This window comes from Curtobacterium sp. PhB128, assembly GCF_004340725.1.
Classification (GTDB): domain Bacteria; phylum Actinomycetota; class Actinomycetes; order Actinomycetales; family Microbacteriaceae; genus Curtobacterium.
This window is the reverse complement of record NZ_SLUR01000015.1, coordinates 1-13,140: the sequence shown is the minus strand read 5'-3', so window position 1 is coordinate 13,140 and position 13,140 is coordinate 1. Positions and strand designations below refer to the sequence as shown.

The 13,140-nt window shown below is 71.3% G+C and carries 12 protein-coding genes; 4 read left to right on the top strand and 8 right to left on the bottom strand.

Going from position 1 to position 13,140, the window contains the following annotated elements:
- Window positions 1-39: 39 nt before the first annotated feature.
- The 4 genes from EDF23_RS18475 to EDF23_RS18460 all read left to right on the top strand — a co-directional run bounded on the left by EDF23_RS18475 (window position 40) and on the right by EDF23_RS18460 (window position 5,926).
- Complete coding sequence (locus EDF23_RS18475; protein ID WP_131922734.1) at window positions 40-1,461, top strand: pyridoxal-dependent decarboxylase; 1,422 nt, start codon at window positions 40-42, stop codon at window positions 1,459-1,461.
- Window positions 1,458-2,834, top strand: a complete 1,377-nt coding sequence (locus tag EDF23_RS18470; protein ID WP_131922733.1) for a SidA/IucD/PvdA family monooxygenase — start codon at window positions 1,458-1,460, stop codon at window positions 2,832-2,834. The genes EDF23_RS18475 and EDF23_RS18470 overlap by 4 nt, the downstream gene beginning before the upstream one ends.
- A complete protein-coding gene (locus EDF23_RS18465) occupies window positions 2,831-5,221 on the top strand; it encodes a GNAT family N-acetyltransferase (protein ID WP_165901204.1) in 2,391 nt (796 codons plus the stop codon). The genes EDF23_RS18470 and EDF23_RS18465 overlap by 4 nt, the downstream gene beginning before the upstream one ends.
- A gap of 132 nt (window positions 5,222-5,353) precedes the next feature.
- Window positions 5,354-5,926, top strand: a complete 573-nt coding sequence (locus tag EDF23_RS18460; protein WP_131922732.1) for a hypothetical protein — start codon at window positions 5,354-5,356, stop codon at window positions 5,924-5,926.
- Window positions 5,927-5,942: 16 nt separating this feature from the next.
- Here the strand turns inward: EDF23_RS18460 and EDF23_RS18455 are convergent, their stop codons facing one another.
- The 8 genes from EDF23_RS18455 to EDF23_RS19400 all read right to left on the bottom strand — a co-directional run.
- Entirely contained in the window at window positions 5,943-6,578 is a 636-nt protein-coding gene (locus EDF23_RS18455; RefSeq protein ID WP_131922731.1) for a pyridoxal 5'-phosphate synthase, read from the bottom strand.
- 18 nt (window positions 6,579-6,596) lie between these two features.
- Window positions 6,597-7,247, bottom strand: a complete 651-nt coding sequence (locus tag EDF23_RS18450) for an NUDIX hydrolase (protein ID WP_131845983.1) — start codon at window positions 7,245-7,247, stop codon at window positions 6,597-6,599.
- Entirely contained in the window at window positions 7,244-8,824 is a 1,581-nt protein-coding gene (locus EDF23_RS18445; protein ID WP_131922730.1) for a nicotinate phosphoribosyltransferase, read from the bottom strand. Before EDF23_RS18445 ends, EDF23_RS18450 begins: the two co-directional genes overlap by 4 nt.
- On the bottom strand, window positions 8,821-9,672 hold the full coding sequence (locus EDF23_RS18440) for a phosphoribosyltransferase family protein (protein WP_131922729.1): 852 nt from the start codon (window positions 9,670-9,672) through the stop codon (window positions 8,821-8,823). The genes EDF23_RS18445 and EDF23_RS18440 overlap by 4 nt, the downstream gene beginning before the upstream one ends.
- A 24-nt stretch (window positions 9,673-9,696) precedes the next feature.
- Entirely contained in the window at window positions 9,697-10,287 is a 591-nt protein-coding gene (locus EDF23_RS18435) for a hypothetical protein (protein WP_131922728.1), read from the bottom strand.
- Window positions 10,288-10,292: 5 nt separating this feature from the next.
- Window positions 10,293-10,973 (bottom strand): hypothetical protein, encoded by a 681-nt coding sequence (locus tag EDF23_RS18430; RefSeq protein WP_131922727.1) that lies wholly within the window; start codon window positions 10,971-10,973, stop codon window positions 10,293-10,295.
- Complete coding sequence (locus EDF23_RS18425) at window positions 10,973-11,836, bottom strand: hypothetical protein (RefSeq protein ID WP_131922726.1); 864 nt, start codon at window positions 11,834-11,836, stop codon at window positions 10,973-10,975. Before EDF23_RS18425 ends, EDF23_RS18430 begins: the two co-directional genes overlap by 1 nt.
- The coding region (locus EDF23_RS19400; protein ID WP_207895558.1) for a hypothetical protein at window positions 11,833-13,140 on the bottom strand (1,308 nt) is incomplete at its 5' end. The genes EDF23_RS19400 and EDF23_RS18425, both read right to left, overlap by 4 nt.

Below are 13,140 nucleotides of genomic sequence, written 5' to 3'. Positions count from 1 at the left end.
GGTGACACCGAAATCCAGGTGAGGTTAGCCTTACCTAACGTGACACCCATCGAACTGCTGACCACTGCCAACGCCGAGCGCTACCGGTCGACCGTCGGGTCGACGGTGGACCAGCTCGCCGACCGACTCGCCACCGTCGACCGCCCGACGACCGCGACCGCCCCGGAAGCGCTCCACGACCGGGTGCGCGCGGTCGACCTGGACGCCGCTCCCGTCGGGACGGAACGGGCGCTCGCCGAACTCGACGACCTGTTCGTCCGCGAGGCCGTGTGGTTCCACGACCCCGGCTACCTCGCGCACCTGAACTGCCCGGTCGCACTGCCCGCGGTCGCCGCCGAGTCCGTCCTCGCCGCGGTGAACCCGTCGGTCGACACCTGGGACCAGTCCCGCATCGGCACGGACATCGAACGCCACGTCGTCGACTGGCTGGCCCGTCGTGCCGGGTTCACTGCCGGCGACGGGGTGTTCACCTCGGGCGGTTCGCAGTCCAACCTGCAGGCGCTGCTGCTGGCGCGCGAAGCGGTCGGCGTTGCCGGAACCGTGTTCACGACGGCGGAGACCCACTTCAGCATCGCGAAGTCGGCACGACTCCTCGGTCTCGAGGCCGTGGTCGACGTCGCCACCGACCACGCCGGTCGGATGCGGCCGGCAGCCCTCGCGGAGGCGATCGCCGCGACCCGGGCAGCGGGCCGTACCCCGATCGCGGTCGTCGCGACCGCCGGCACCACCGACCGCGGGGTCATCGACCCGATCGAGCCGATCGTCGACGTGTGTGATCTCGAGGACGTCTGGCTGCACGTCGACGCCGCGTACGGCTGCGGACTGCTCGTCTCCCCGACGCGTCGGCACCTGCTCGCCGGCATCGAGCGGGCGCGTAGCGTGACGACCGATCTGCACAAGTCCTTCTTCCAGCCGGTGTCCTCGAGCGCACTGCTCGTCCGTGACCCGGCCGACCTGCGCCGGACGGCCTGGTACGCCGACTACCTCAACCCCGAGGACGCCGCCGAGCCGAACCAGGTCGACAAGTCGCTGCAGACTACCCGCCGCTTCGACGCTCTGAAGCTCTGGGCGACGCTGCGCGCGACCGGGGCCGACGCGATCGGCACCGCGTTCGACGCCGTCATCGACCTCGCCGCCGCGACCCACCGGATCGTCGAGGAGCACCCCGACCTGGTGCTCGTCGCGCCGACGCAGCTCAGCACCGTGCTCTTCCGCTGGCAGCCGGCCGGGGTGACCGACGAGCAGGCCGACGCGCTCGTCGCCCCGATCCGTGCGGCGCTGCTCGCCGAGGGCCGGGTCCTCATCGCGAAGACCGTGATCGACGGCCGACCCTGCAACAAGCTGACGCTGCTCAACCCCGAGACCACCCCGGCGCAGATGCGCGCCTCGCTCGACCACGTCGCCGCGACGGCGGAGCGCGTCCGAGCCGTCACCACCACCACGGAAGGAGCGATCCGATGAGCCACGATGAGCAGCCCGTCCACGACCTGATCGGCATCGGCATCGGCCCGTTCAACCTCGGCCTCGCCTGCCTCACCGACCCGCTCGACGACCTCGACGCGGTGTTCCTCGACGCCGCCGACGGCTTCGCCTGGCACCACGGCATGATGCTCGACGACGCCACGATCCAGGTGCCCTTCATGGCGGACCTGGTGACGATGGCCGACCCGACCTCGCCGTTCTCGTTCCTCGCGTGGCTCAAGGAGACCGGCCGCCTGTACCCGTTCTACATCCGCGAGGACTTCCACCCCCTGCGCAGCGAGTACGACGCCTACTGCCGGTGGGCCGCCGACCGGCTCGACACGCTCCGGTGGGGCCGGTCCGTCACGGCGGTCGAGCACGACCCGGCGACGGACGTGTTCACGGTGCACGCCGAGACCGATCAGGGTCCCGAGACGTACCGCGCACGCCACGTCGTGGTCGGCATCGGGACGGAGCCGTCGGTCCCCGCCCCGCTGCGGGGGATCGCCGGACCGGTGATCCACTCCGCCGAGTTCCTGCCGAACCGCGACGCGCTCCGCGGTGCCGCCTCGATCGCGCTGGTCGGCAGCGGGCAGTCCGCTGCCGAGGTCTACCGCGAGCTGCTCGAGGACCTGCGCCAGGACGGCTACCGACTCGACTGGATCACCCGGTCGCCGCGGTTCTTCCCGATGGAGGACACGAAGCTCACACTCGAGATGACGAGTCCGGAGTACACGGACCACTTCCACGGCCTGCCCGAGGATGCTCGCGACCGCCTCGGACGCGAGCAGCGCGGGCTCTACAAGGGCATCAGTGCGGACCTGGTCGACGAGCTCTACGACCAGCTGTACCGCGTCAGCGCTCGAGGCCCGATCCCGACGACCCTGCGCACCGAGACCAGTGTCGTCGACGCCGAGTGGCTCGCCGACCGCGGGACGTACCGGCTGACGCTCCGCCACGAGCAGCTCGGCGAGACGTACGAGCACGAGGTCGAGCGGCTCGTCCTGGCGACCGGCTACACGCCGCGCACGCCGCGGTTCCTCGACCCCGTCGAGCACCTCGTCGCCCGTGACTCCCGTGGTCGCCTGGCCGTCGCGCGCGATCACCACGTCGACACCCTCGGCGGACGCATCTGGGTGCAGAACGCCGAGGAGCACACGCACGGCCTGACCGCGCCCGACCTCGGCATGGGTGCGTGGCGGAACGCGTCGATCATCCGGTCCGTCACGGGGCGCCCCGTGTACGGCCTGGAGGCCCGGATCGCCTTCCAGGAGTTCGGCCTGCCCGCCACGGACCAGTCCACCGCCGCTCCCGCCGGTGCGCACCGCGCGCCGGCCCGGCAGGCGACCGAGCGCACGGAGGTGCCCGCATGAGCGCGCACCTGACGGGTGCCGACGTGACGGGTAGTGGACTGACCAGTGCGCCCGAGGCGACGGTGTCTGCCGGAGCTGCTCCGGGCCTCCTGGCCGTCGAACCCGTGGTCCCGGAACGCGACGCCGTCGTCGTCCAGTCGTGGCTCGCCCATCCGGCGTCGTCGTGGTGGGAGATGGGCGACCTCGACGTGGACGGCGTCCGGGACTACCTGACCGGCGTGCAGGCGGACCCGGCGCAGGCTGCGTGGCTCGGCCGACGCGACGGTGAGCCGTGCTTCCTGGTCGAGACCTACGACCCCGCCGCCGTCCTGCTCACCGACGTGTGGGCGGCCGAACCCGGCGACGTCGGGATGCACCTGCTCGTCGCGCCGGCGCCCGCTGACCGTCGTGTGCACGGACTGACGAGCGCCGTGATGTGCGCCGTCGTCGAGCACTGCCGCGACGTCCTCGGCGCGCGGCGGGTCGTCGTCGAGCCGGACGTGCGGAACACCGCGGTGCAGGCGAAGAACGCCGAGGTGGGCTTCCGCGCGCTGCGCCAGGTCGACGTCGACGGCAAGCGGGCACTGCTGTCGGTGCTCGACACCGACCGGATCGGCGTGCCCGACGACGACGGGCCGGCCGCGCACCTGCGACCCGAGCACCTGGAACCCGCTGAACGCCACCTGGTGGCGAAGGCCATCGCCGAGTTCACCCACGAGCGGCTGATCGCACCCGTGCCGGACGGGGAGGGGTGGCGGCTCGACGCGGGGGACTCGACCTACCGGTTCCGGGCACGGCAGCACGTGCTCGAACACTGGTCGATCGACGAAGCCTCGCTGACGCGCACTCGCGCTGGGATGCCGGCGTCGCTCAGCGCGCAGGACTTCGTGCTCGAACTGCACGAGGTGCTCGGGATCCCGGACGAGCTGCTCGGGACGTACCTGGAGGAGATCGCGTCGACGCTGGCGAGCGCCGCTGCGAAGCACCGGAGGGGTGGGCCGTCCGCCGCGCAGCTCGCGCGTGGGCGGGCGGGCGGTTCCGTCGAGGCTGCCGTCGCCTCGTTCCAGGACGTCGAGGCAGCGATGACCGAGGGTCACCCGGCGTTCGTCGCCGCGAACGGGCGGATCGGGTTCGGACTCGACGAGTACCGGGCCTTCGCACCCGAGGTCGGCGGCCGTTTCCGGTACCGGTGGCTCGCCGCCCGACGGGAGCACACGCACCTGGCGCTCGCCGCGGACCGGACCGAGCGCGACCACTGGTCGGCCGAGCTCGACCCGCAGACCATCGCCGGGTTCCGGGCCGTGCTCGTGTCCCGCGGCCTCGACCCCGACGACTACGTGTGGATCCCGGTGCACCCCTGGCAGTGGCAGCACCGGATCGCCGTGACGTTCGCACCCGACCTGGGCCGGCAGGACCTCGTCGACCTCGGCGAGGGGCCGGACGAGTACCAGCCCCAGCAGTCGATCCGCACCGCGTTCGACCGCTCGGACCCGACGCGCTCGTACGTCAAGACGGCGCTCGCAGTGCAGAACATGGGGTTCCTGCGGGGGATGTCACCCGCGTACATGCGGAACACTCCGGCGGTGAACGACTGGGTCGAGTCGATCGTCACCGCCGACCCGACGCTGACTGCCGCCGGCTTCTCGGTGCTCCGGGAGCACGCCGCCATCGGCTACACCGGCGACGCGTACCACCGGGTCGACGTGTCGTCGCCGCAGCGCAAGATGCTCGCGGCCCTGTGGCGGGAGAGCCCGCTGCCGCGGGTGACGGACGGCGAGCGACTGCTGACGATGGCGGCGTTGCTGCACCGGGACGCCTCGGGCGACGCCGTCGTCTCGGCGCTGATCGAGGCATCGGGGCTGCCTGCCGACGAGTGGGTGCGGCGCTGGCTCGACGCCTACCTCTTGCCCGTCGTGCACTGCCTGACCGTGCACGACCTGGTGTTCATGCCGCACGGCGAGAACCTCGTGCTCGTCGTCCGCGACGGCGCCGTTGTCCGTGCCGTCATGAAGGACATCGGGGAAGAGGCCGCGGTGCTCGGGCACCACGACGATCGTCCCGTACCCGCCGACATCGACCGGATCGTGCACCCGGTGTCCGACGACGAAGCCGCGCTCGCCGTGTTCACCGACGTGTTCGACGGGGTGCTGCGGTTCGTCGCGGCGATCCTCGACGACGACGGAGCGCTGCCGGAAGGCCGGTTCTGGGAGGTCGTGGGGGAGTGCATCGACGCGCACGCCGCCGCGCACCCGGACCGCCGACGGCAGTTGGACCTCCGTGTGCCGACGTTCGAGCACTCCTGCCTGAACCGGCTACAGCTGCGGAACACCCTGTCGATGGTCGACCTGGCGGACCAGTCGTCGTCGCTCATCCGGGCGGGGGCGATGGCGAACCCGATCGGGCGGTAGGGGCTGCGCGGCGGACGGCGGACCTACTCGGTGCGAGGTTGACCACTCCGTGCAGCGCAAGAAGCGCGCACGGAGTGGTCAACCTCGCACCAGCCGGAGCGGCGCCGGTGCGGGGTGCGGGAGACTGGACGGGTGCAGACGGGCGGGGGCGGCGCGACGGGTGAGGTCACGGTCGACCTCGGGGACGTCCTCGACGCGGATCAGACCTGGCGCCGTGCATTCCGGCTAGTCAGGTGCATCCGAGGCGCCGGACTGTTGCTCGGCGGGGCGGTCCTCGTCGGGGGAGTCGTCGTCGCGGACCGGCCGAGAGACCGCGGTACCGCAGTGGTCCTGGTCGGCACGGTGCTGGTTGCCGCGGGGCTCATCGCCCTCGGGTACCTGGTCACGCGACGCCGGCTCCGGCTGGCCCGGGCTGCGCGGACGACGGCCGTCGATGCCGGTGTCGCTCGTGTCCTCACGCAGGCGCGGGCTGCTGGCGTCCCCGACCTCGACCCTGCCAGCGTTCGACGTGTGTTGGTCGAGACCGACAACGGACCGGGGCCCTGGTACGACCCGAAGCTCGGTCCGCACACATGGCCGGTGTGGCGCGTGCGGACCACCGACCCCACGGCGACGGTGTTCGTGGTGGCCAGGAAGTCCGACGACGCCCGGTCGCTGACGATCACCGTCGAGTCCGCGAAGCCGTCGTGGTGGCAGCGGGACTGACCGGGAGCGGACTCGACTACGGCTGCAGGCGGGTGGCCGACCAGGCGCCGTCGGCGAGCACGTACTGCAAGCGGCGGTGCATCCGGTCGCGGCTGCCGTGCCAGAACTCCACCACGTCGGGCTCGAGCCGCCACGCGACCCACCCGGCCGGCCGTGGGACGGCGTCGTCGGACTCGTCGAGCAGCACGTTGGCGTCGTCGATCAAGTCCTGCAGCGTCCGCGGTTCGAGCACGGCGGACTGGTCCGCGATGGCCGTGGCGGCGCGGGACTTCGGCGACCGGTCGGCGAACAGCGCGTCGGATTCGTCGTCGGACAGCTGCACCGCCCGGCCCTCGAACCGGAGCTGCTGCATGGTCTCGCGCCAGTAGACCTGGAGTGCCGCGTGCGGGTTGTCGGCGAGCTGACGACCCTTCGGGCTCAGCGTCGAGGTGCCGAACACGAGCCCGCGGTCGTCGAGTCGCTTCACGTCGACCGTGCGGGCGGACACTCGGCCGTCCACACCTGCCGTGGCGAGGGTCATCGACTTCGGCTCGGAGACGTCGCGTTCGTCCGCGGCATCCAGCCACTGCTGCGCGAGGTCGAGCGGCGACGCCGGGGGTGCGTCGAACTCGGGCAGGTGCAGGGAGTCGTCACCGGACAAGGAAGAGGACATGGGTCCACCCAACCGTGCTCAGTTCTGCCACGTCCAGGCTGCCGGGGGACGCCCGCCCCGGGGTCCCGCACTCGCTGGGAGCTCGACCCGGGCAAGCGCGGTGTTCGTACGGAGCGTCCGGTTGAGGTTGCCCGGATCCGGTGTGGTCCCCGTCAGGGCGATCCGCAGCCGAGCGGCGTCCGCCGTGGTGAACGGATCGCCGAGCAGCGCTCGTGTGAACGGCAGGTCTGACCAGAGGAGGACCCTTGCGCGCTCGAGCGCCGAGTCGACGATCCGGTCGTGGTCGAACGGCAGTCCGAGCGGCAGCGCGCCGACGTCGTGCCACGTTGCGTCGGCGTGCGCTGCCGGGTCGATGACCGCGAGGAACGCGATGCTGATCGCGGAGCTCCGTGGATCGCGGTCGGGTCCGTCGAACGCGCCGACCTGCGCGAGGTGGCGCACCGCTGCCGGGCCGACGCCGGTCTTGGTCCGCAGGGCGCGCCGCGCACCGTCGGCGAGGATCTCGGTGCCGTCGAGGAGCACGCCGGGGAGCGCTTCCTGTCCGGCGTACGGTGCGTACGCCCGACGCGCGGTGGCGACCCGTAGACCGTCCGTCGTCACGAAGGACACCGGGACGACGTCGATCGCGATGAGCGGTTGGTCGCGGATCGCCGCTGCGGCGTCGGTCACGCGGTGGCCCCCCGGCGGGTGGCACGAGCCGAACGCTCGTCGCGGAGCGTCTGGCGGACGTCGGCGAAGGACTGGAGGCGCGTGAAGCGGCCGTCGACCCACACCGGCTGGAGCAGGCTGGTCGCTTCGTCGTCGGCCGTGGCCTGGTCCGTCTGCCGGATCTCGCCGGTCTCGTCGCGGTGCAGGGCGATGCGGCCCTTCGCGCTCTTCTTGCCGCTGCCGGTCTTCGGGTCCTTCTGGATGTCGACGGGCTCGCCGTCGACGAGTGCCCACGTGGCCTTGACCGCGCTGCCGAGGTTGTCGCGGGTCATGTACTGGTACGTGTACGACCCGATGCCGAGCACGATGTTGTCGCTCGAGTACCCCTTGGCGGCCAGGCGCTCGTAGATGCGACGGGCACGGTCGAGCGTGATGCTGTCGCCGTAGATGACGCCGATGTGCTGGTCGAGGACCTTGAAGCCCTGCTCGTTCACGGTGTGCCCGAAGATCTCGTCGAGCAGTTCGACGACGCCCTTCTGCTCGTGGCTGCGGTCGGCGGCGAACAGTTCCGCCTCGTCGACACCGTGCACGGTGCCGGTGACGATGTCGACCGGGTCGCCCGAGTCGGGTCGGATGACGAGCTTGCCGTCACGACCGGTGATGCGGTCCTTGAGCTGCGGCAGGGTCTCGGTGATGACCTTGAACAGGTCGAAGCCGTCGCTGACCGCCGACACGATGCCCGTCGGGTACACGTCGAGGATCTGCTCGAAGGTCGCCAGCTCGCCGTCGGCGCCGCGGACGCACATCACGCTGTGCTCGGTGGCGGGCACGCTCGCGGCCACCCAACCGTTGTCGCCCGGGTAGTAGCGGTCGATGAAGTCGAGCGACGGCATCGAGTCGGTGCCGAGGAACGACAGGAGGTGGCCCGCGCCGCCCGCTGCGGCCGACTCGATGCTCGACTGCCCACGGAACGAGAAGTCGTGCGCGGCGAAGTCGATGCCGGCCGGGACCGCGCCGGTGCGGGCGGCCCAGTCCTCCATCAGGTCGCGGTACTCGAGCGCCTTCGTGGCGACCGTCGACGGGTGCCAGATCGACGCCGACAGGGCGGTCTCGATGTAGTTGGGCAGCCAGTAGAACTCGTCGATCGTGTTCTCGACGGTCAGGGTCGCGACGCCGATCGGTGCGAGGGTGCCCTCGGGCAGCGCACGGATCTCGAGGGGCAGGGAGCCGAGGCGGTGCAGGGCCCGGACGTGGTCGGTGCCGATGTGGTTCGGGCCGAAGTAGCTCTGCAGCGCTTCGTCGAAGAGCCGGACGACCTCGTCTTCGTCCGCCGCGAAGAACGGTGCCCAGGCCTCGACGAGCGAGCGCTGGATGAACGCCTGCAGCCCGAAGACCACGGCGTGCGTCGACTCGGGCATGTGCGCGTTCGACCGGTTCGTCCAGTTGATCAGGATGCGGGTGGTGCCGGCCGGGTAGACCTGCCGGTGCGAGTGCTTGTAACCGTCGACGGCCAGCAGCGGCGCGATCGGGCTCGCCGTGGTGATGCGCGGCTCGATCCCGGTGCTCGTGCTGGTCGTGGTGCTCGTGGTCTGCGTCATCGGATCTGCTCCGTCAGGTAGGGGGTGAGTGCGATCGTGCGCAGGCCGTCGATGGCGTTCTGCGCCGGGTACGAGTCGGTGGTGACGATCTCGCCGAAGTGGTCGGCGAGCTGTGCTGCCCGGCCGGAGAAGACGCCGTGCGAGACCCAGAGGCCGAGGCGTTCCTTGGGCAGGCCCGTCGAGCCCGCGAGCCCCATGAACGTGCCGCCGCCGTCGCAGATGTCGTCGACCACCAGGAATCGGCCGGTGTCGGGCAGGGGTTCGCAGGTGAAGCCGTCGAGCTTGCCGGTGTCGGGGTTGCGGTGCTTCTCGGCCCGGTAGAGCGGCAGCCCGCACGCCTCGGCGACCGCGGTTGCACGGGGGACCGCGCCCTTGTCCGGAGCGATGATGCCGGTGTACGGGGCGCCGCTGTCGTGCTCGGGTGCGCCGACCACGGCGTCACGGACGACCTGCTCGCTCGTGACGACGGTCAGGTTGTCGACCAGGCCGACGATGACCGGCGAGTGCGGGTCGAACGCGATGACCTGGTCGAGGTGGAAGCCGTTGAGGACGTCCGCGTAGACCTTCGCGCCGAACGGCAAGCCGCGGTCCTGCCGGGCTCCGGGCAGGTAGGGGACGAGCGCGACGGACCTCGATCCGCGCTGCCGCACGGCGTCCGCCCACATGCCGAGCATGATCAGGTCGTCGCCGCTCGTGCCGCGCAGGGTCGCGATCTCGGTGAGTCTCCCCGGCTCGGCGGTGTCGTTCGCGACCTTGACGTGGGCTTCACCGGCGGGGAACCGCATGGTGGAGAACGTCGCTGTCGTCTGGTTGCCCTGGGCGTCCCAGGTGCTGAGTTCGACTGCCATGGCTCGACCGTACCACGGTATTTGTCAGGAGGACAAGAACGCAGTCTCGATCGCTGCCTGCGCTCCAGCCCGCCACGGCCGCGGCAGCCCTGAGGGACGTTCCACCACGAAGATCGCCGGGTGCGGGCGGTCGCCGAGGGCGTGTCTGATCGCCGCAGCCGTCGCCCGGGGGTCTCGGGCCAGCACCACGGGGAGCGACCACCGACCCGAACGGAGCACGAGCGACCGCCCGGGCGAGACGGTGTCGGCGGTGATCGCGGCCCAGAGGCCGGCGGCCGTCCCGAGCGGCGTCGGCGTCACGGACCGGAGCGTGGCGAGCACCGGCGGCCGAGGAGGTGGGAGGAACTCCGTACCGGCGCGGGACGGGCCCGCCGGGTCGATGACGAACCGTACCGAGCCCGTGGCCTCGCGCTGGCGGAGTGTGTCGCTGGAGATGCACTGCGTCCCAGCACCGAAGTCGGTCGGACGGTCGGTCGGATCGCTGCAGGCCCACTGCACCGCGGCACCGCGGTCGGCCTGCTCCCGTTCCGGTCGGCCACGCGAGTCGACGACCACGTGCAGTTCTACCGGGACGCCGACCCGCTGGACCACGACCGCCGGGTGTCCACGGTGCATCGGGCTCAGTGCCGTTCGACGTGCGCGAGCGACGGCTGCTGACGCACCCACGTGGCGTGCTCGACGGGGAGCTCGTCGATCCAGGCGGTGAGGACCGGCACCGGCACGTCGTGCGCGCGTGCGACCTCGAACACGATCTCGGAGAAGGCGAACGCGGCGTCACGGTCCGCCGTCGCCACCACGACCATGAGGTCCTCGGGCACGATGTCGACACCGTGGCGGAACAGCCACACCCGGACCACGCCCGGTGTGAGCGGAGCTCGTTCGGCGAGTGCGTCGGAGAACCCCTGGGACGCGGACGGTGCCGGGCGGAGCGTGACCTCGGCGCCGTCGGGGAACGGACCACCCGCGGCGATGACCGTCTGCTTCTCGTCTGGCTGCACGACCTGCGGGTAGGGCTGGTCGATGTCGAGCACGAGACCCCAGTCAGTGGGCAGGCCGGCGACCAGACGTGACATCGGCAGTGACAGCGGCGTCGCGGCGACCCCGGCCGGGATGCGGGCGACGGCCGCTGCGGGATCGGTGAAGGCCAGCGCGAGGGGGATGCCCTCGGGGCTGACGACGCCGAGTGGGATTCCCTGCTCGTCGTGTCGGAGCGCGACGACCTCGGCAGCTGCGAACGCGAACCGCGAGCGCACCATCAGGGCGCGTCGCTGTGCGGAGGTGAGGTTCGTGGTGGTGCTCATCAGGAGAAGATCCTCGCGAACAGGCTCGGTCGTGCCGCCGACGGGGGTGTGAACACGAGCGCGAACGTCGGGTGCAGCGGGTCGCCGGGGTGGGGGATGTCGCGGATGATCGCGTACCCGTCGGAGAGTACCTCTGACTGGACGCCGTGCGGGAACACGAAACGGGCGAGCAGTTCGGTCCAGTCGTCGGCTCCGCGGATCTCGGTGCCCCACGTCGGGCGGACGACACCGGACAGCGTCGCGTACGCGCCGAGGTCGGGACGCACGTCGAGCCCCAGTTCCGCGATCGTGCGGACGACAGGCGCGAGTCTGCCCCAACCCTGTTCGTACGGGCCGGTCGACGGCACGGTGTACGTTCCGCGGGCATCGGCCGGCAGGGGTTCCACGGTCTTCTCGATGCGGGACACCGTCGTCGGCACCACCCCGGGTTCGTGGCGGTCGATCGCTGCTCGGTCCGGGCTCAACGTCGTGCGGAAGCGGCGCGGTTCGTACTCGTTCCGCCAGCCGTCCTCGATGTTCGCGTCGGTCCGGCCGTCGACGGCGAACGATGCGACGTGGAACGAGTCCGGCAGGGCCACCGACTCGAGGACCGCGGGTGCGGAAGTCGTGTGGACGAGCGCCGCGCGCGGGACGACGACCTGTCGCCCGCGTTCGAACAGCGTGCCATCGAGGTCCTCGACCTCGTGGCCATCGTCCGACAGGGCGTTGAGCAGTCGCAGGCTCGCGCCGTACTCCGGCCACAGTGGGTCGACGGTGTCGGTGATGGTCCACCGGCCGTCCGCGGCGCGCTCGGGCAGGGCGTTCCAGGACGGTGAACGGTCCAGGAGCTCGTGACCCGCCCGGGTGACGCCGCTGCGGGTCACCGCAGTCGGTCCTGGACGGACTGCGTCGCCTCGCTGATGTCCCACGGCGCCGTGACGATGCCCGCCGCGACGGCCGGCCCGCGCGAGCCGAGGTCGTGCAGCGCGTTCGCGTACTGGTTCGTCGTGAGGACCCCCGGCTGTGGGCTCCGCGTGGCCGGGTCCATCAGCACCTGGTTCATCCCGTCGGGGACGACGTTCCCCGCCTGGTCGACCGGGCTGAGCACGCCGGTGTTCACCAGGTCGCTCGTCGACTTGTCCGTGAAGAGCTGGTGCTGCCCGCCACCGCCGAACTGGGTGTTCGCCTGCGCGGTGCCCTCGGCGTGCGGCAGCGGTTGGTTCACCAGGTAGCTGTCGCCGGTGTTGCGGTAGTCGGGGTGCGTGGACGCTCCTGCCGGGACGCCGTCGTGACCGGCGTGGGACTGGACGCCCACCTGCACGGACTCGCTGTAGTTCGAGGCGCTGCCGCCGGCGTGCATGGTGCCGTCGGGGACGTAGAAGTTGCCGTGGCCAGGACCGCTGATCTGGAGCGTCTGCCCGACGAGCGAGTCGGCGTCGCCGTTCGCCCAGCGGTCGACACCGAGGTAGCCGCTCTGGAAGCCGCCCTTGCCACCCTGCCAGTGCCGCGCGAGCTCGGCGAGGGAGGACCCGCCGTTGTCCCAGTACGCCTGCGTGGCCTTGTTCGCGATCTCCGGCATCGACCGGACCGAGGCGATGAAGCCGTCGCCCGGACGTCGGAGTGCACCGACCGCCGCGGAACCGCCGTGCACGGCGAGAGCGCGGAGCGACTCGACCGAGCGCAGTGCGGCACCGTGGCGAAGGTTGTTGACCAGGTGCAGACCCGGCGCGAACAGCTGTCGACTCTCCGAGGCGACGTGTCGACCCGCCGAGCTGAACTTGGCAGCGAGTGAGGCGCCCTTCGCGAACTCCTCGCCGATCTTCGCCGCAGTGGTGATCCCCTTCATCCCCGGGATGCAGTCGAGCAACGCGAAGGCGAGGTCCCACCCGTCAGCGGTGCCCTTCGACATCTTGTACAGGGTGTCGGCGAGTACGAGCAGGGCTGCGCCGAGCACGATCCAGGCGAGTGGCCCGCCGATGATCATGACGATGATCCCGCCCACCGCGACGACGACCTTTGCCACCGACACGATGGTCTCCCACGCTTCGGACCCGAAGATCTTGTCCCACGTGGACTGCTTTCCCAGCCCCGCGTCGGCCGCTTCACCGATCTTCGTCGCGGTCCGCTGCTCCGCGTCCTGCCAGTCACCCTTCGCATCCGCCACGAGCCGCTTCGCTGCGTCGATCCG